Here is an 18,729-nt window from a genome sequence, read left to right on the forward strand (position 1 = left end):
CGCAGCGCGGCAGGGGGTGCCCTCTAGCTCGCGTAGACCTGATCGATCGACGCGAAGCCCTTCACCTCGATCGGGTTGCCGAAGGGGTCGCAGAAGAACATCGTCCACTGCTCACCCGGTTCGCCCTCGAAGCGCACCTGCGGTGGCAGCACGAAGTCCACACCCGCGGCCTGCAACCGCCCGGCCAGCGCCTGCCAGTCGGGCTTGAGCAGCACCAGGCCGAAGTGCGGCATGGGCACCAGGTGCTCGCCGACGCGGCCGGTGCGCTGCGTCTTCAAGGGCTCGCCCAGGTGCAGCGAAATCTGGTGGCTGAAGAAATCGAAGTCCACCCAGGTCTCGGTGCTGCGCCCCTCGGCGCAGCCCAGCACACCGCCGTAGAAACGGCGCGCGGTGTCGAGGTCGGTGACGTTGAAGGCGAAGTGGAACAGGCTGCGGGTCTGCAGGGGCGCGGTGGTCGGGTTCATGGCCGCCAGCATAGACGCCCTGGCGCGCTCGCGCACAATGAACGGCAGATCACCCAACCACACAGGAGACCTGCATGACGACCGCCCGCGCCGTGGACTACAGCCGCTACCAGACCCTGCACATCAGCCGCCGCGGCCCGTCGGTGGACGGCGTGCCTTCGGTGCTCGACATCCAGATGCGCGCCGATGGCCCTGGTGGCAACGGCAAGCTGCCCACCGCCGGCCACGAAGGCCACTGGGAGCTGAGCGAGATCTGGCGCGACGTCGGCCGCGACGACAGCGTGCGCTGCGCCGTGCTGCGCGGCAGCGGCCTGGGCTTTTCCGGCGGCGGCGACCTCGCCCTGGTGCAGGACATGGCGACCGACTTCGAGGTGCGCACGCGGGTCTGGAAGGAGGCGCGCGACCTGGTCTACAACGTGATCAATTGCGACAAGCCCATCGTCAGCGCCATGCACGGCCCGGCGGTCGGCGCCGGCCTGGTGGCGGGCCTGCTGGCCGACATCTCCATCGCCGCGAAGAGCGCGAAGATCGTTGACGGCCACACCCGCCTGGGCGTGGCAGCGGGCGACCACGCGGCCATCGTCTGGCCGCTGCTGTGCGGCCTGGCCAAGGCCAAGTACTACCTCATGCTGTGCGATCCCATCAGCGGTGAAGAGGCCGAGCGCATCGGCCTGGTGTCACTCGCGGTGGACGACGCGGCCCTGCTCGACAAGGCCTATGAAGTGGCCGACCGCCTGGCCAGCGGCAGCCAGACCGCGATTCGCTGGACCAAGTACTCGCTCAACAACTGGCTGCGCCAGGCGGGCCCGGCGTTCGACACCTCGCTGGCGCTGGAATTCATGGGTTTTGCCGGACCCGATGTGCGCGAAGGTGTGGCATCCTTGCGTGAGCGCCGCGCGCCCCGGTACGGCGTGGACGGCTGACGCAGATCGGCCCGACCCCGAAGGCACGACAGGAGACCTCCCATGAGCGACGCCCCCAGCAGCGGTTTCGGCAAATTCGTGCCGGGTTTCGAGTTCCTGCAGAACCTCGCGGGCCAGGCGGCCGGCGGAGTGGCGCAAGGCATCGGCCAGAACATTCCCCAACTGCCCAACCTGGGCAACTGGGTGGCGCCGACCTTCAATGTGGAAGACCTCGAGAAACGCATCGAGGAACTCAAGGCCGTGCACTTCTGGCTCGACCAGAACGCCAAGGCGCTGGGCGCCACCATCCAGGCGCTGGAAGTGCAGAAGATGACACTGTCCACGCTCAAGAGCATGAACTTCAGCATGGGCGACGTGGCCAACGCGCTGAAGATCAAGGCCGCCGACACGCTGGCGGGCTTCACCTCCGGGGCCGCGCCAGCCGCGGCACCGCCGCAGTTCGCCGGCCTGGAGATTCCGCCGCGCACCTATGGTGCAACCGCAACGCCGGCCGCACCAGAGCCGGAAGCCGCCGCCGAACCCGTGGCCGCACCACGCAAGGCGCCGGCGAAAACGCGGGCCAAGCCCAAGGCCGCCGGCGCGCCAGCCGCGGGCGGTGTGGTGGACCCGGTGCAGTGGTGGGGCGCCTTGTCGCAACAGTTCCAGCAGATCGCCAGCACCGCCATGAAGGACGTGGCCAAACAGACCGCGCTCGACACCACACGCCAGGTCGCCAGCGGCCTCACCGACCAGGCCTTGAAGACCGCCACCGGCATGGCCGGCAAGGCGGCGCGCAGCATCGGTGGCACGGTGGCTCGCAACGTGGGCGCGGCGGCCGGTGCCGGCCGGGCCGCTGCGCGTGCGGTGAGCGGGCGCCCGGCCGCGGCGAAGCAGCCAGCCGCGAAAGCGCCTGCCAAGACGTCGAAGCGCGCCCCGTCCCGCCAGGCCGCTGCTGCCGCACCCACCCAGTCCATGGCACCGGGCGACTGGGCTTTGCCCACCGCGTTTTTCCCCGGCCTGGTGCCGGCACCGGCCCCCGCTGCACGCAAGACCGCAACGCCCGCCGCGAAGAAACCGGCTGCCCGCAAGGCCACCGCCACCGCGCGCAAGCCCGCCGCAAAGAAGACTGCCGCCCGCAAGACCGGCGGCCGGCGCTGACCCACCCCCACATCCCGCCGCGCCCGACACCGCGCCGCGCCACCGCATGAAGCTCTTTCCCTACGCCCACGCCACCCACCCGCAATGGCGCATGGCCGCGGCCCTGGTGCTCGCGCAGCTGCGCGCCCAGATGGCGCTGCCCGACTACGCCGCCGCGCCATCGCTGGCGCTGCTCTACATCACCGACCACTACGTCGACGAAGCCCAGGCCATCCTGGAGCACCTGAGCGCCGAGCTGCCCGAGGTCACCGACTGGGCTGGTACGGTCGGTGTGGGCATCGCGTCCAACAACGTGGAGTACTTCGACGAACCCGCGCTGTGCGTGATGCTGTGCGACCTCAGCCCCGACCAGTACCGCGTGTTCAGCGGCGTGGCACCGCTCTCGGCCAGTGGCCGCACCGGCAGTGCGGATGGGTTTTTTGCCCACACCGCGCTGGTGCACGCCGATGCGGCCACCACCGACCTCACCGAGCTGGTGGCCGAGATGGCCGAGCGCACCCACAGCGGTTATGTGTTCGGCGGCGTGGCCGCCAGCCGTGGCCAGAGCGTGCAGTTCTCGCTCGGCAGCGCCGGCAACCTGAACGGCCAGGGCGCGGCCAGCGGCGTGTTCCATGGAGGCCTGAGCGGCGTGGCCTTCGGCCCCGAGGTCGGCTTGGTGTCGCGCGTCACGCAGGGCGCCCAGCCGGTGGACCGCGAACGCACCGTCACCGCGAGCGACAACAACCTGGTGCTCACGCTCGACGAAGAGCCGGCGCTGGACGTGCTCTTGCGCGAGCGCGTGATCTCGCTCGACCAGCCCGAGCACGCCATGCCCCGGCTGCGCGCCACGCTGGTCGGCCTGTCACCGCCGGCGGGCGAAACCTCCGAGGTGGTGCCGCGCGTGCGTGGCCAGTTCGGCACCGAGGTGCTGGTGCGCCACCTGATCGGCCTCGATCCGGGGCGGCGCGGCATCGCCATCGCCGACGTCGTGCCCGCCGGCACACGCCTGGCGTTCTGCGAGCGCAATGTGCAGGCGGCGCGCGCCGACCTGGTTCGGGTGTGCGCCGAGGTGCGCGAGGAGCTCGAACCCGAAGAACTGCCGCTGGCGCTGGCCTCGTCGCTCGCGTCCGACGTGGACGCCGGCCCGCACCCGGCGCGGCGCATCGCGGGTGCGGTGTATGTCAGCTGCTCGGGGCGCGGCGGTCCACACTTCGGCAACCCGAGCGCCGAGCTGCAGATCGTGCGCCGCGCGCTGGGTGATGTGCCGCTGGTGGGCTTCTTCGCCGCCGGCGAGATCGCCCACCACCGGCTCTACGGTTACACCGGCGTGCTCACCGTGTTCACCATGCCCTGAGCGCGGCCCAGGCCGATGCCTCGCGCCCGCGCGCGGCGCAGCAGGAACAACACGATGGCGATGTTGAGCAGGTTGAAACCCATGCCGTTGATGAAGGCCGCGCGGTAGGAGCCGGTGAGGTCGAAGATCGCGCCCGACATCCAGCCGCCCAGCGCCATGCCCAGCAGCGTGGCCATCAGCACCGTGCCGACGCGCACACCGGCCTGCAAGGGCGCGAAGTGTTCGCGCACGATCAGCGCGTAGCTCGGCACGATGCCGCCCTGGAACAGGCCGAACAGGCCCGAGATCAGGTACAGCGGCACCAGGCCGTCGAACGGCAGGAACAGCAGCAGTGCCACGCCCTGCAGCACCGAGCCGAGCAGCAGCGTGCGCAGGCCGCCGATGCGGTCGGAGATCCAGCCCGAGATCAGGCGGCTCGCCACACCCATGCCCAGCATCACCGAAAGCATCTCGGCGCCACGCGCGGCGCCGAAGCCGAGGTCGGTGCAGTAGGCCACGATGTGCACCTGCGGCATCGACATGGCGACGCAGCACGCCACGCCGGCCACGCACAGCAGGGCCTGCAGCGTGCCGGGTGACAGGCCCAGTGGCCGGTCCGTCGGCGCGGCGGAGGCCGTGCGGGTGTCGGCCAGCGGCTGCGCCGCTTCGGCCGGTGGGCGGCGGCGCAGCACCAACGCCAGCGGCAACATGCAGACCAGGCAGAACACGCCGATGAAGGTGTAGGCCTCGCGCCAGCCGCTGCCGTCGATGATGTGCTGCGTGACGGGCGGCCAGACCGCGCCGGCGAGGTAGTTGCCGCTCATGCAGATGGCCAGCGCGATGCCGCGCCGGCGCGTGAACCAGCGTGAGGTGTCGGCCACCAGCGGCGCAAAGGTGGCCGAGGTGCCGAGCAGGCCGATGAGCAGGCCTTGCGCCAGGCTGAACTGCCACAGGTTGGTGGAGGCGCCAGCGGCGATGAAGCCCAGGCCGAGGCCGACCGCACCACCGAGCACCGGCACCATGACGCCGAAGCGGTCCGACAGTTTGCCCATCAGGATGCCGCCGACACCGAAGCCGACCATGTCAGCGTGTAGGGCAGCGAGGCGTCGCCGCGGTCAATGCCGAACTCGGCCTGGATGCGTGGCAGCACCACCGTGACCGAGTACATGCCCACGCCGCCCAGCGTCATGAGCGCGAGCGAGACGAGCAGCCGCCACCACGCGTAGGGTGACTCGCTGCCCGTCGTCGGGTTCATGTGGCTGTGGCGACGCGGGCGCGTGCCCGGTCCAGGGTGCGGCGCGCGTCCTGCACCGGCATGCCGTACATGTCGGCGAAGGCCTCCACTGTCTGGCCGCTGGCCTCGAAGGCGCGGAGCAAGGCCTCGTCGCGCGCGGCGCGGCTGGCGGCTTCGGCGAGGGCTTCGTCGGTGATGCGGTTGACGGTTTCGTCGCGCCCGTTCACCAGCGTTGCGTAGGCCTCACGGCCCAGGCCCGAGGCCTCGAAGGCCAGCACGATGCGCTGGCGCAGCTTGGGCACCAGGTCTTCCGGCGTGCGGCCTTGGCGGCGGCGGAACACCTCGATCAGCGCGTGGTGCACGTGTTCGGGCGCCAGCGCTTCCACCGGCTGGCCGGCCAGGTCGTGGCGCGGCTGGCCGGAGGCGACCACGGTGAGGTAACGCGAGGAGCGGGTGTGCAAAGCCAGCGCGGCCTTCAGGCCGTCGGCTTCGAGCACACCGGGGTGGGCGTCGAGCAGGTCCTGGAAGATGCCACGCTTGAGCGGCTTGAGCGTTTCGCCAAACAGGCCGGGCACGAGCTCGGCCAGCTGGTCGAGCACCGGGTGCTGGCGCGCGGGGCGGGCCGAGCGTGCGGCCTCGTTGCGCGGGGCGCCGTTGCGGCGAGCGGCCGTGCGGCGTTGGGGCGCCGGGCGGGGGGTGTCTGGGGTGTTCATCGATGAGGCAGTGGGACCGGCAGCGAGGGCTGCGAAGTCCGACATCATGCCAGCGACGATGAGGCCTGTGCCTGTGTTTCCAGAATGCGGTGCAGCACGGTCGCCGCCACGGGCTTGTGCAGCACCGGAAAACCGAGCATGGAAGCCTCCTGGATGCGCTGCGGCGAGGTGTCGCCGGTGAGCACATACACGCCCACCGAACGCAGCAGGCAGGCCTGCACCGTGCGGATGGTGTCGTAGGCCGAGACGCTGCCACCGAGCCGGTGGTCCGAGAGCATGAGGTCGATCTGGTCGGGGTGGGTGGCGGCGATCACCACCGCCTCGTCGGCGCTGGCGGCGCAGAAGGCGCGGTGGCCCCAGGCGAGCAGCACCTCCTGCATGGCGCTGAGCACCTGCAGGTCATCGTCGATCACCAGCACACCCAGGCCGCGCGCGGACGGTTGCAGGTCCGGCTCGGGCAGGTGCTCCAGCAGGCGCGCCTCGCAGCGCGGCAGGCGGATCGAGAACATCGAGCCACGGCCCGGGTGCGAGCACAGGTCGAGCGGTGCCTTCAACAGGTTGGCAGAGCGTTGCACGATCGACAGGCCCAGCCCCAGGCCGTGCGCCTCGCCCTCGCCGACCGCGGACTGAGCGATCTGATAGAACTCGTCGAAGATCAGTTCGCGCTGCGCTTCCGGGATGCCGATGCCGCTGTCCCAGACCTGGACCTCCACGTCCGGGCCGCGCCGCCGGCAACCCAGCACCACCCCGCCGCGCGCTGTGTAGCGCAGCGCGTTGGACAGCAGGTTGCCGAGGATGCGGCGCAAGACGGTGGGATCGGTGTCGACCCACAGCGCCGTGGGCACCACCCGCAGGCGCAGGTTCTTCTCGCGCGCCAGCGGCAGGAAGGACTGGCCCAGTTCGTCGAGCAGCGAATCCAGGTGCGTGGGCTCGTGCTCGATCTGCACCGCGTTGGCGTCCAGGCGGGAAACGTCCAGCAGCATGTTCAGCAATTGCCCCAGGCCGTCGAGCGAAGACTGCATGCGGCGGCAGATGTCGATCAGCGCGTCCGCGCTCATGTTCGGGCTGCGGGCCATCACCCGCAGTGCGGTGAGAAACAGGCCGAGCGCGTGGATGGGTTGCCGCAGGTCGTGGCTGGCCGCGGCGAGGAAGACGGACTTGGCACGGTCGGCGGCCTCGGCGCGCTCCTTCTCGGCGCGCAGGCCGGCGATCAGCTCTTCAATGCGCGCCTCGGTCTCACGCCGGTCGCGGATGTCGCGCATCACCACCATGCGCAGCTGTTCGCCGTTGCGCTCCATGGAGCGGCTGATGACCTCGATCGTGATGCGCTCGCCACGCGCGTTGATCAGTGAGGTAGCGATGGCCGAGTGCTCGGGCTGCGCCATCAGGTGGCGTGCCTGCGCATGCTGCGCCGGTGACAGGAAGTCCAGCGCCTGCCGCCCGAGCAACGCCTCGGCCGGCAAACCGATCATGTCGCAGGCCGCGGGGTTGACGTCGGTGATGATCCCCTGCACATGGAACACCATGCCCTCGGCGCTGGCCTGCATGAACTTGGCCAGGCGCTGCTCGGACTCGCGGCGCGCGCGTTCGGCGTCGCGCGGGACCTGCATCGCTTCCGCATCGGTGAAAAAACAGCTGTGATGCCGCGGGCCGGGCGCCCACCAGCCGGCGCAGTCCAGCCAGGTGGTGTCGCCCCCGGTTGCGTTGGGGAGTGTGTTGACGGCCAGCCGCAACCGGAAGTCTTCGGGCTGCGCCAGCGCCTGCCGCAGGCGCTGGCGCGAGGCCGGCTGCAGGCGATCCAGCCAGGCGCCCGGTGGAGGCCCATCACCCAGCCGCCGGATGAAGCCCGGGGAAGCCCCCACCACCGAACCATCGGCCCGCAGATCGGCCGCCAGTCCGGGCACCCGGGTCCAGGAAATGCTGTGAAGTGCTTCATTCATGACGCCAACGATGGATGAAATGCTGTGATGCCATGCGAAAAATAGTGCGGGCGCGTTATTGCTGCCACTGTCCGGTGCTTTGAGACTCGCGTGTTCAGGGGGAAGGGCATCAGCCTTGCACGTCACCCGGTGAGCATGGTCCGCACAGGCCGTGCTCACCGGGTGGTCGATGTCGGGCGGTGCACCTGGGTTTCAGAACAACGGACATCTGGAGGGCGTGCGTCATGCTGGTGGTACCTGGCGAAAGGCTATGGGCGAAGAACGGGGGCGGGCGTGATGCGCATGCGGCTGCGTCGAGGTGGCAGGTTCGCCAGCCGCCTGCGGGTTTTGGTGAAGGCGAGCAGCCGCAGCGCAATGCGCGCCTGACGCTGCGCGAAGTCTTGCAGCGCACCCGTCGGCACGAGCCGGGCGCACCTGCGGTGCTTGACCTGGGGCGGCTCCGGCGCAGCAACGACCACATGCTCGCGGTGCTGTACGCCTGCCTGCGCGTCAACGCTGGCCGCCGGCGCCTGAACAACACCCTGAAGGCGCAGACCACACTGGACGATGTGGCGCATGTGCTGGAGGCGCGAGTGGCGGCGGGAAATGCAGATGCCCGCGAGCTCACCGCGCTGGCGCAGCACAAGGCGGCGATGCGCTGCTCGGTGACCGACGCCATGGCCGTGTGGGATGCGGCCAACAACCACTTCACCCGCCTGACCCGCCTGCTGCCGTCGCAACTCGACACGCTGGCCATCCGCTTCATGCCCCTGGAGCCCAACGAGGTGGAGCGTCTGGCCCAGGCCCATGTGATGGCGCGTCTGCAGGCGCGCCCGTCGAACGCGCACAACGAAGCCGGCGCCATCGACGAGTTTTCGAACGCGCGCGTCACATACCAGCAGGCGGTCGCCGCGCACGAACTGGCTCGCTCTCGCGTGGAACGGGTCCGCGCCGTGCGCGAGATGGCCGAAGCGGGCTTCCGTTTTGGTGCGCATGGCGTGCGCGGTTTTGTCGAAGCCGTTGTCGCGCAGCACCACGAGCGCAACGGCCGGCTGGCCCGTGAGTTCAAGGCCTGCATGGCCCTGTACGCCTTGTACGCCCTGGCGCTGCAATTGCCCGAACAGTTCGACCTGTACTGAGGGCTGGGGCCCCTCGCGCGGCGGGTGTGCATGTCACGGTGCGCTGTCCACATCCGGCGCTTCAACCAGGCCGGACTGGATGGCGTAGATCGCGATCTCCGCGCCGTTGTGCAAGCCCAGCTTGATCATCAGGTTCTGCCGGTGCTTGCGCGCCGTGAGCACGCTGATGCTCAAGGCGTCGGCAATCTCCTGGTTGCTGCCGCCTTTGGCGATCAGGCGCACCACCTGTTGCTCGCGCTGGGTGAGTGACGGCGAGCTGCGCATCTGGCCGGTGGGCGCGTTCGCGGCGGGCAGCGCATGGGTGATCTGGGGGCTGATGTAACGCTGCCCCGCCAACACGCTGCGAATGGCGTCGAGCAACTCCAGCCCGTCGGCGTGTTTCAGCACAAACCCGTCAACGCCGGCCGCGAACGCATTGGCCACCGAGCCCGGGTAGAGGTTGCCCGTCACCACCAGGATGCGGGTCTGCGGCGCGCCGCGCCGGATCTGACGCGCCACCTCGATGCCGGAGCCATCACGCAGGCTCAGGTCCAGCAGCAGAAGCTCGGGTTTGTGGTGCCGTACGAGGGGGGCCACCTCGCTGGCGAGTGCCGTGTCGGCGACCACCTCAAAGCCACCGCTGGCAGCCAGCAGCATGCCAATGCCCTGACGGACCAGGGTGTGGTCTTCGGCAACAACGACTTTGATGGCGTGCGGCATAGGCTGAAATGCCGCGATTATCCGTTTTTATGCGCTTTCAAATAATTCTTTGTGGCGCGTTTCTGGATTTGAAATGAATAAAAAAGCGTGCGACATGGTGGCGCACGCTTTGGGTGTGGGGACGCAGCCGGTGTCAGAACGGAATGTCGTCGTCCATGTCATCAAAACCGCTGGACTGGCGGGCTGGTGCCGGTGCAGGCGCTTGCTGGCGCGGTGCGGGTGCCGGCGCGCGCGGTGCGGCGGCCGGGCGCGAATAACCGCCGCCACCGCCTTCGTCACCACCACCGCCCATGCCTTCGCGGCCGCCGAGCAGTTGCAGTTCGGTCGCAATGATGTCCACGGTGTTCTTCTCAACGCCGGACTGGTCGGTGTACTTGCCGTACTTCAGGCGGCCTTCGACATAGATCGGGCGGCCCTTCTTCACGTACTCACCGGCGATTTCGGCGAGGCGGTCGTAGAAGGTGACGCGATGCCACTGGGTGTCTTCGATCATCTCGCCGCTGTTCTTGTCCTTGCGGCGGCTCGAGGTGGCGACGCTCACGTTGGCGACGGCCTGGCCGGAAGGCAGATAACGGATTTCGGGGTCGCGGCCGCAGTTGCCGACGAGGATGACTTTGTTGACGGATGCCATGTGTGATGTCCTGATGAGATAGCCTGAAGGCCTGCCCGGGCGCGGCGGGCAGACGACCTGACATTGTGCCGCAAGTACCGGCGCCGGGGAGGGCCGCCGGGAGTGACCGCTACACTGCCCGTCGATGAAAGGCGAACCGGACTTCCTGCAGAACCTGCGCGATGAAATGGGCGCTGGCCGGCAATGGGTGGACCGGGCCGTGGTGCTGGCCTACGCGGTGCTTGCGGGCCTGGCGGTGGTGCTGCTGACCCTGCTGGCCGACAGCGCCTTCGCGCTCTACAGCCAGCTGCGCAGCGGCTGGTGGTGGGCGCCGCTGTTGTGGACGCCGGCGCTGACCGCGCTGGTGGTCTGGGCGGTGCGCCGCTGGGCGCCGGGCGCGGCGGGCTCGGGCGTGCCGCAGGTGCTGACCGCGCTGGATCCGGCCACGCCGCTGCGCGAGCGCTCGCGTTTTGTCTCGTTGCGGCTGAGCGTGGTCAAGATCCTGGCGGTGTCGGGCGGTCTGCTGGCTGGCTTGTCGATCGGGCGGCAGGGGCCTTCGGTGCAGGTGGCGGCAGGGGTGATGCTGCACGCGCGCCGCTGGCTGTCGCCGAACTCGGGCATCAGCCACCGCGAGCTGCTGGTGGCCGGCGGTGCGGCCGGCATCGCCGCGGCCTTCAACACGCCGCTGGGTGGCATCGTGTTCGCCATCGAAGAACTGTCGCGCCGCCTGCTCGACCGCAGCAGCGGCCTGATGCTGGCCGCCATCGTGATCGCCGGTTTGGTTGCGGTGTCGGCCTTCGGCAACCTGTCTTACTTCGGGCGCGTGCACGCCGAGGCGCTGTCGTGGAGCCTGTTCCTGCCCGGGTTGCTGGTGGCGCTGGGCTGCGGCCTGCTGGGTGGCCTGCTGTCGCGCCTGATGCTGGCCTCGTTTACCGGCACGCCCGACCGCTTCTGCGCCTACCGCCGCAAGCGGCCGGTGGTGTTCGCCGCGCTGTGTGGCCTGGCGGTGGCGGTGATTGCGGTGGTGAGCGACGGCAGCGCGGTGGGCGGCGGGCATGAGCACACCCGGCAGTTGCTGGACCATGTGGGCGGGGCGGAGCCTTCGCAACACCAGCCGCTGCTGTTCACCGGACTCAAGTTCATCGCGTCGTGGCTGTCTGCCTGGGCCGGCGTGCCAGGCGGCCTGTTCGGGCCCAGCCTGTCGATTGGTGCCGGGCTGGGGGCCGACGTGGCCTGGCTGCTCGACTCGCCCCACGGCGCGGCGCTGATCGCGCTGGGCATGTGCGGTTTCCTGGCGGCGGTGACGCAGACGCCGATCACCGCCATGATCATCGTGATGGAGATGACCAACGGCCACAGCATGGTGCTCAGCCTGATGGCCTGCGCGCTGCTGGCCAGCCTGGTCTCGCGCATGATCAGCCGCCCGCTCTACAGCACCATGTCGTTGCTCATGATGCGCTCGCTGCGCGAGGAGCCGGCGGCAGTGGAGAGTGGCGCTGCAGCCCCTGCACCGCCCGCAGTTTCAGCGCCGCCCCGTTGAGGCCGGGGCCTGCATCGGCCAGGCCACCACCAGCCACACGAGCATGGCCACCGTGCAGACCGCGAACAGCCCCTGGGCGCCGTGCGCCCGCGCCAGCCAGCCGCCGACCGCACCACCCACGAAGAAGCCGACCGACTGCAGCGTGTTGTAGACACCCAGGGCCGCGCCGCGTGCGTGAGCGGGCGCCAACTTCGAGACCAGGCTGGGCTGGCTGGCTTCGAGCGTGTTGAAACCGATGAAGAACACGAACAGCAGCAGGCCCAGGGTCCAGAGGCCGGGTTGGTGGTCGGCCAGGACCCACAGCGCCAGCTGCACCGCGCCGATCAGGGCGATGGCGATCAGGAAAGCCAGGCGCAAGCGGCCCTTGCGCTCCATCGGGAACAACACACCACCCATGACCAGCAGCGAGGCGGCCACGGCGGGCAGGTAGATGTGGCCGTGGTCGGCCTTGGGCAGGCCGGCGGCGACCAGCATGGCGGGCACCGCCATCCACATCGCCAGCTGCACCGCGTGCAGCACGAACACACCCAGGTTCAGGCGCAGCAGGCCGCGGTGCCGCAGCACCTCGGCCAGGCCGGCGCGCAGCTGCTGCATGTCGGACGGCCGGTGCTCGCGCGGTTCGGGTGGGGCGACCCAGATCACCACCGCAATGGCCAGCAGGGCCAAGGCGCCGGTGAGGGCAAAAATGCCGGACAGGCCGACCCAGCCGGCCAGCAGCGGCGCCAGCACCAGCGACAGAGCGAACATCAGGGCGATGCTGGCGCCCACCATGGCCATGGCCTTGGTGCGCACGGTGTCGCGTGTGACGTCGGCCAGGAAGGCGGTGACGGCGGCCGAGATGGCGCCGGCGCCCTGCACCGCGCGCCCGATCGCCAGCCAGGTCAGGTCGGGCGCCCAGGCGGCGATGCCGCTGCCCAGCGCGAACAGCAGCAGGCCGGCAACGATCACCGGCTTGCGGCCGACCCGGTCCGAGGCCAGGCCCAGCGGAATCTGCAGGAAGGCTTGCGTCAGCCCGTACAGACCCATGGCAAAACCCACGCGCGCCGCGTCGTCACCGCCGGGCAGGCGCGCGGCCTCCAGCGCGAACACCGGCAACACGATGAACAGGCCGAGCATGCGCAGCGCAAACACCAGGGCCAGCGACGCGCTGGCGCGGCGTTCGGCGGGTGTCATGCGCGAGGCTTCATCGGGCGGCGTATCGGCCGCGGCGGCGGGGGTGGGGCTCAGGGAGGACAAGGGGCGGCAGCGGGCGGCGAGGGAGAGGACGGCGTATTGTCCGCGAAAGGGGTTGGGCCGCCGGACGGGGGGCGGAAATTCGCCCGGCGGATTATCATGCCGGGTTGCCTTGAACACCCCCGCCGCGCCTTGAACCAGAACCTGCCCCCGGACCTGAAATTGCATGGGCCGACCGGCGCCGATGCCAGCGACACCCCGTCGGTGCACGAGCCCGCGCCCCGTTACCTGGCGGCGGCGATGCGCCACGCCAGCCCCTGGTTGTCGGTGCGTGGCGCACGCACGCACAACCTCAAGAACATCGACCTGGACATCCCCAAGCACGCGCTGGTGGTGATCACCGGCCTGTCCGGCTCGGGCAAATCCAGCCTTGCCTTCGACACGCTGTACGCCGAAGGCCAGCGCCGTTACGTGGAGAGCCTGTCGGCCTACGCGCGGCAGTTCCTGCAGCTGATGGACAAGCCCGACGTGGACCTGATCGAAGGCCTGTCGCCCGCCATTGCCATCGAGCAGAAGGCCACCAGCCACAACCCGCGCTCCACCGTGGGCACGGTGACCGAGATCCACGACTACCTGCGCCTGCTGTTCGCGCGCGCCGGCACGCCGCATTGCCCCGAGCATGGCCTGGCGCTCACCTCTCAAAGCGTGGCGCAGATGGTGGACACGGTGCTCGGCCTGCCCGAAGGCACGCGCCTGATGATCCTCGCGCCGGTGGCGCGTGAGAAAAAGGGCGAGTTCACCGAGCTGTTTGCCGACATGCAGGCCCAGGGTTATGTGCGCTTTCGCGTCGACGGCGCGGTGGTCGAGGCCGAAGCCCTGCCTGCGCTGAAGAAGACCGAGAAACACAACATCGACGTGGTGATCGACCGCATCAAGGTGCGCGTCGGTGGCGAGGAAGAGGGCGTGAACCCGCTGCGCCAGCGCCTGGCCGAAAGCTTCGAGGCCGCGCTGCGCCTGGCCGACGGCAAGGCCATCGCGATGGAGATGGACACCGACGACACGCCCGGTGCACAGCCGCGTGAACACGGCTTCTCGGCCCGCTTCGCCTGCCCGCTGTGCAACTACACGGTGGGCGAACTCGAACCACGCCTGTTCTCCTTCAACTCGCCGATGGGCGCCTGCCCCAGTTGCGACGGCCTGGGCCACACCGAAGTGTTCGACCCGGCGCGCGTGGTTGCCTTCCCCAGCCTGAGCCTGGCCAGCGGCGCCATCAAGGGCTGGGACCGCCGCAACGCCTATGCCTTCGCGATGATCGAAAGCCTGGGGGCGCACTACAAGTTCGACGCCGACGCCGCCTGGGACAGCCTGGGCGACGCGGTGCAGCAGGTGCTGCTCTACGGCTCGGGCGAAGAAGAGATCAAGTTCAGCTACGCGCTGGAGTCGGGCGAACGCGCCGGCAAGAAGATCAGCAAGAAGCACCCCTTCGAGGGCATCGTGCGCAACTTCGAGCGCCGCTACCGCGAAACCGACAGCGCCGCCGTGCGCGAAGAGCTGTCGCGTTACCGCGCCGTGCAACCCTGCCCCGAATGCGGCGGCGCACGCCTGCGGCGCGAGGCGCGCCATGTGTTCGTGGGCGAGGGCGAGCAGAAGCAGCCCATCTACAAGATCAGCCACGTCACGCTGGGCGAGGCCCTGGCGTATTTCAAGACGCTGGAGCTGCACGGGGCCAAGGGCGACATCGCCGCTCGTGTGATCAACGAAATCCGCCAGCGCCTGAAGTTCCTCAACGACGTCGGCCTGAACTACCTCAGCCTCGACCGCAGCGCCGACACGCTGTCGGGTGGCGAGGCGCAGCGCATCCGGCTGGCCAGCCAGATCGGCAGCGGCCTGACCGGCGTGATGTACGTGCTCGACGAGCCCAGCATCGGCCTGCACCAGCGCGACAACGACCGCCTGATCGCCACCCTGCAGCACCTGCGCGACCTCGGCAACACGGTGCTGGTGGTGGAGCACGACGAGGACATGATCCGCACCGCCGACCACGTGATCGACATGGGCCCGGGCGCCGGCGTGCACGGCGGCAGCGTGATGGCGCAGGGCACCTGTGCCGAAGTCATGGCCACGCCCGGTTCGCTCACCGGCCAGTACCTCAGCGGCGTGCGCCGCATCGCGGTGCCCGAGCGCCGCACGCCCTGGCTGCCGGTGCTCAAGTCGGCCGAGGCGGCCAAGGCCGCCTCGTTCAAACCGCGCTTCCCGCCCAGCCCGGCGGCCGAACGCCGCGCCGCGCGCGAAGCCGCGCACCAGGCCACGCTGGGCGAGCTGCAGGAAATCCGCGTGCTCAACGCCAGCGGCCACAACCTCAAGGATGTGAGCGTGGCCTTCCCGGTCGGCCTGCTGACCTGCGTCACCGGCGTCTCGGGCTCGGGCAAGTCGACCCTGGTCAACGACACGCTGTACGCCGCCGTCGCGCGCACGCTCTACCGCTCACACGAAGAGCCGGCGCCGCACGAAGCCATTGAAGGCATCGAACACTTCGACAAGGTCATCAACGTCGACCAGTCGCCCATCGGCCGCACGCCGCGCAGCAACCCGGCCACCTACACGGGGCTGTTCACCGGCATCCGCGAACTCATGGCCGAGATGCCGACCGCGCGCGAGCGTGGCTACGGCCCGGGCCGCTTCAGCTTTAACGTGGCCGGTGGCCGCTGCGAGGCCTGCCAGGGCGATGGCGTGGTGAAGGTGGAGATGCACTTCCTGCCCGACGTCTACGTGCCCTGCGAGGTCTGCCACGGCCAGCGCTACAACCGCGAGACGCTGGATGTGCTCTACAAGGGTCGCAACATTGCGCAGATCCTGGACATGACGGTGGAGCAGGCACACGACTTCTTCGGCGCCGTGCCCACGCTGCACCGCAAGCTGCAGACGCTGCTGGACGTGGGCCTCTCGTACATCCAGCTCGGCCAGAGCGCCACCACGCTCTCGGGCGGCGAGGCGCAGCGCGTCAAGCTCGCGCTGGAACTCTCCAAGCGCGATACCGGCCGCACGCTCTACATCCTGGACGAACCCACCACCGGCCTGCACTTCGCCGACATCGAGCTGCTGCTCAAGGTGCTGCACCAGCTGCGCGATGCGGGCAACACCATCGTGGTGATCGAGCACAACCTCGACGTCATCAAGACCGCCGACTGGGTGATCGACATGGGCCCCGAAGGCGGCTCGGGCGGTGGAACGGTGGTGGCGCAGGGCACGCCCGAAACCATCGCCGCCACGCCGGCCAGCCACACCGGCCACTACCTGCAACGCCTGCTGGTGTTGTAGGCCCGGGGCCGGCCGGGGCGCTCAGAACCGGCCGAGGTCTTCGATCGCGTCGACCACCATGCCGGTGCCGACCGCGATCAACAGGATGTCGGCCGCCACGCGCACGTACTTGTAGCCCGCAGGCGGCAGGCCGATCTGCACCGACACGCCGCTGGGCACCGGGTAGTACACGACGTCGTGCGGCAGTGGGTAACCCATGCGCCACTTCTTCGCCTGCCCGGGCGGCATGCAGCCGTTGTGTTTCTTGGCCAGCCCCGGTGGGCATTTGCCGGCCTTGAAGCGCGGCTCGTAATAGTCGTACGCGATGCGGCGCTGGGGCTCGCCGAAGTACTGGCCGATCTGGATGTTCACCTGCACGTTGGTCGAGGGTGCGCGTGCGCCCTCACGGCGCGGCTCCATGCGCTCGTCCCGGTGCGACGGCGCGTGCTTGCCGTGTTTGTCGCGCTTGTCCTGCTTCTCGCGCTGTTCGTGTTTGCCGCCGGGCTGGCCGGCCCACTCGGGTTTCTCGGCCAAGGCAGGCAGGCTGCCCAGCAGCAGCGCCAGGCTCAACGCCGTGGTGAACAGGGAAGAGGGCCGTGAGGTGGTCATGTATGGGGTCTCGTGGGTGTGTGAACTGCCGCGATTCTGTGGCCGCGCGCCCGCGCCGGCGTTACGAGTCGTAAGCCCGCACCCGGCGAGGTGGCGCGGTAGAGGAATCGGCCCCGGGCTGGCAGACTCCCCGGTTCTCCCGTGCCGAATTGACGCCCCCACCCATGTCCCAGGAAACCGAACTCAAGCTCGAACTGCATCCCGACGACCTGTCCCGGCTGCTGTCGCACCCCTTGCTGAACACGCAGGCGCCGCGCCGCGAGCGCCTGTTCAACACCTACTTCGACACCTCCACCCTGGCCCTGCGCGCCCAGCGCATGGCGGTGCGCGAGCGCCGCATCGGCCGCCGCACCCTGCTCACGGTGAAGACTGCCGGCAGCTCGGTGGGAGGCCTGTCCCGGCGCGGCGAATGGGAGGCCGCGAGCCGCCCCGGCCAGTTCGACTTCATGGCGCTGGTGGACGACACCGCCCTGGCCGAGCAGCTCACGCGCGTGGCCTGGCAACTGGTGCCGGTGTTCCGCACCGACTTCACGCGCCGCAGCTGGCAACTGCGGCACGGCGGCGCGTTGGTGGAGGTGGCGCTGGACCAGGGCGCCATCAGCACCGGCAACGCCGAAGGCAATCACCGCCAGGCCATTCTGGAGCTGGAGCTGGAATTGCTGAGCGGCCCGGTGGATGCCTTGCTCGACCTCGCGCACACATTGGCGCTCGGCCCCCAGGGCCAGGCCGGCAGCGGCCTGCGCCTGCTGCCGGCGCAGCGCAGCAAGGCCGAGCGCGGCTATGCGCTGTTCGTCGGCGAACGCTGGCGGCCCAGCAAGGCCGCGGCCATCGCGCTCGACACCGGCATGCACCCGGTGCAAGCCTTCCAGGCCGCCGCGCTGAGCTGCCTGGCCCACCTGCAGGCCAACGAAACCGGCGTGGTGCATGCCGCGCGTGACGGCAGCCTGCCCGAGCCCGAGTTCGTGCACCAGGCGCGTGTGGCGCTGCGGCGCCTGCGCACCGGCCTGCGCCTGTTCCGCAACCAATTGCCGCGCCGTTTTGCCCAACACTGGGCGGCCGAGTGGAAAGCCCTGGCCAACCAGCTGGGCGACGCGCGTAACTGGGACGTGTTCGCCACCCAGCGCCTGCCCGCCTGGCTGCCCGAGCCCATGCCCGATGGCAAGGCCGACGCCCCGTTGCTGGCGCTGACCGACTGGGTGCAGTCGCAGCGTCGAGCCGCGAGCGCGCGCGCGGCGGCCGCCCTGGGTGGCCACGAACATGCCTTGCGCCTGCTGGCCTTCACCCGCGCCGTGCTGGCCCTGCCGGTGCCGGCCGGCAACGGCGACGCCCCGGCGCACAAGGCCGCGCCCGAAGGCCCGGCATCACACGGCCTGGCGAACTGGGCACGCACCACGCTGCGTGTGCGCCACCGCGCGCTGCGCAACGAGGCCCGGCGCGCCCGCCGCCTCGGGCCGGAAGGCCGGCACGCGTTGCGCATCGCCTTGAAGAAGCTGCGTTACGCGCAGGAATTCCTGGCCAGCGCGCTGCCGGCCGGCCGCGTCAAACGCAGCACCGCGGCCCTGGCCGATGCACAAGACCTGCTCGGCCAGCTCAACGACCTCAGCACCGCGCAGGCCCTGCTGGCCGAGGTGCCACCTGGCCTGGCCACGGCCTGGGTGCAGCGCTGGCAGGACGACCTGCAACAGCAACTGGACGCCGGCCTGCAGGCCCTGCCCGAGATGGAACGTGCGCTGGAACGCACACCCACGCCCTGGCGTTGAAAGGGGGAGGCGGCGCGCGCATCGACGTGCAGCCACCCATCGAAACATCGCAGGCGCGCAATGAAGGCGGATGCCGCGAAGCAGCGCAAGAAACACCAGCCGGAGCAAGACCCGCAGGGCATGAGAAGACGCAGACCAAGGGTACCGAGGGTCCGGCTCTGCCGGCCCCAGGTGCCGTCCCCCCTCCAAGCGCCGAAGGC

Annotated in this window: 14 protein-coding genes and 1 pseudogene; 7 read left to right on the plus strand and 8 right to left on the minus strand. The window is 69.8% G+C overall.

All coding sequences use genetic code 11. The features are described 5' to 3' along the window. Window positions 1–23 precede the first annotated feature (23 nt). A complete protein-coding gene (locus HPA01S_RS20790; RefSeq protein ID WP_066273144.1) occupies window positions 24–464 on the minus strand; it encodes a VOC family protein in 441 nt (146 codons plus the stop codon). A gap of 92 nt (window positions 465–556) precedes the next feature. Here HPA01S_RS20790 and HPA01S_RS20795 point away from each other — a divergent pair, with 92 nt between their 5' ends. The 3 genes from HPA01S_RS20795 to HPA01S_RS20805 are packed head-to-tail and all read left to right on the plus strand — an operon-like array spanning window position 557 to window position 3,857. Further along, window positions 557–1,387: an enoyl-CoA hydratase/isomerase family protein gene (locus tag HPA01S_RS20795; protein ID WP_066273146.1), complete on the plus strand. Its 831-nt coding sequence runs from the start codon at window positions 557–559 to the stop codon at window positions 1,385–1,387. Between the two features lie 42 nt (window positions 1,388–1,429). Beyond that, on the plus strand, window positions 1,430–2,524 hold the full coding sequence (locus HPA01S_RS20800; RefSeq protein ID WP_084360875.1) for a PhaM family polyhydroxyalkanoate granule multifunctional regulatory protein: 1,095 nt from the start codon (window positions 1,430–1,432) through the stop codon (window positions 2,522–2,524). Window positions 2,525–2,570: 46 nt separating this feature from the next. Further along, on the plus strand, window positions 2,571–3,857 hold the full coding sequence (locus HPA01S_RS20805) for an FIST signal transduction protein (protein WP_066273128.1): 1,287 nt from the start codon (window positions 2,571–2,573) through the stop codon (window positions 3,855–3,857). On the opposite strand, the pseudogene HPA01S_RS20810 reads toward HPA01S_RS20805, so the two are convergent. From HPA01S_RS20810 to HPA01S_RS20820, 3 genes and pseudogenes are all read right to left on the minus strand, one after another. Then, a pseudogene (locus HPA01S_RS20810) lies at window positions 3,821–5,091 on the minus strand (MFS transporter). The gene HPA01S_RS20805 and the pseudogene HPA01S_RS20810 sit on opposite strands and share 37 nt — an antisense overlap. After that, on the minus strand, window positions 5,088–5,783 hold the full coding sequence (locus tag HPA01S_RS20815; RefSeq protein ID WP_066273148.1) for a ProQ/FinO family protein: 696 nt from the start codon (window positions 5,781–5,783) through the stop codon (window positions 5,088–5,090). Before HPA01S_RS20815 ends, HPA01S_RS20810 begins: the two are co-directional and overlap by 4 nt. A 44-nt stretch (window positions 5,784–5,827) precedes the next feature. After that, the gene (locus HPA01S_RS20820; RefSeq protein ID WP_084360877.1) at window positions 5,828–7,723 is read right to left on the minus strand and encodes a hybrid sensor histidine kinase/response regulator; all 1,896 of its coding nucleotides are present in this window, start codon (window positions 7,721–7,723) and stop codon (window positions 5,828–5,830) included. Between the two features lie 224 nt (window positions 7,724–7,947). On the opposite strand from HPA01S_RS20820, the gene HPA01S_RS20825 reads away from it, so the two are divergent. Further along, entirely contained in the window at window positions 7,948–8,841 is an 894-nt protein-coding gene (locus tag HPA01S_RS20825) for a hypothetical protein (protein ID WP_157085122.1), read from the plus strand. 33 nt (window positions 8,842–8,874) lie between these two features. Here HPA01S_RS20825 and HPA01S_RS20830 read toward each other — a convergent pair whose 3' ends face one another. After that, window positions 8,875–9,540 carry a response regulator gene (locus HPA01S_RS20830; RefSeq protein WP_066273133.1) on the minus strand — a complete coding sequence of 222 codons (666 nt, stop codon included), beginning with the start codon at window positions 9,538–9,540 and terminating at the stop codon, window positions 8,875–8,877. A 133-nt stretch (window positions 9,541–9,673) separates the two neighbouring features. Next, window positions 9,674–10,171, minus strand: a complete 498-nt coding sequence (ssb, locus tag HPA01S_RS20835; RefSeq protein WP_066273137.1) for a single-stranded DNA-binding protein — start codon at window positions 10,169–10,171, stop codon at window positions 9,674–9,676. Window positions 10,172–10,295: 124 nt separating this feature from the next. Between ssb and HPA01S_RS20840 the strand changes: the two genes are divergently transcribed. Beyond that, window positions 10,296–11,690, plus strand: coding sequence for a chloride channel protein (locus HPA01S_RS20840; RefSeq protein WP_066273138.1), 1,395 nt, complete (start codon window positions 10,296–10,298; stop codon window positions 11,688–11,690). Here HPA01S_RS20840 and HPA01S_RS20845 read toward each other — a convergent pair. Next, window positions 11,673–12,863 carry an MFS transporter gene (locus HPA01S_RS20845; protein ID WP_084360878.1) on the minus strand — a complete coding sequence of 397 codons (1,191 nt, stop codon included), beginning with the start codon at window positions 12,861–12,863 and terminating at the stop codon, window positions 11,673–11,675. The two genes, HPA01S_RS20840 and HPA01S_RS20845, sit on opposite strands and share 18 nt — an antisense overlap. A gap of 300 nt (window positions 12,864–13,163) precedes the next feature. Between HPA01S_RS20845 and uvrA the strand changes: the two genes are divergently transcribed. Continuing rightward, window positions 13,164–16,181 carry an excinuclease ABC subunit UvrA gene (gene uvrA, locus HPA01S_RS20850; RefSeq protein WP_157085123.1) on the plus strand — a complete coding sequence of 1,006 codons (3,018 nt, stop codon included), beginning with the start codon at window positions 13,164–13,166 and terminating at the stop codon, window positions 16,179–16,181. Window positions 16,182–16,202: 21 nt separating this feature from the next. Here the strand turns inward: uvrA and HPA01S_RS20855 are convergent, their stop codons facing one another. Next, window positions 16,203–16,769 (minus strand): hypothetical protein, encoded by a 567-nt coding sequence (locus HPA01S_RS20855; protein ID WP_066273140.1) that lies wholly within the window; start codon window positions 16,767–16,769, stop codon window positions 16,203–16,205. Between the two features lie 164 nt (window positions 16,770–16,933). Between HPA01S_RS20855 and HPA01S_RS20860 the strand changes: the two genes are divergently transcribed. Then, the gene (locus HPA01S_RS20860) at window positions 16,934–18,529 is read left to right on the plus strand and encodes a CYTH and CHAD domain-containing protein (protein WP_066273142.1); all 1,596 of its coding nucleotides are present in this window, start codon (window positions 16,934–16,936) and stop codon (window positions 18,527–18,529) included. The last annotated feature ends 200 nt before the right edge of the window (window positions 18,530–18,729 follow it).

It is taken from the genome of Hydrogenophaga palleronii NBRC 102513 (genome assembly GCF_001571225.1).
GTDB lineage: Bacteria > Pseudomonadota > Gammaproteobacteria > Burkholderiales > Burkholderiaceae_C > Hydrogenophaga > Hydrogenophaga palleronii.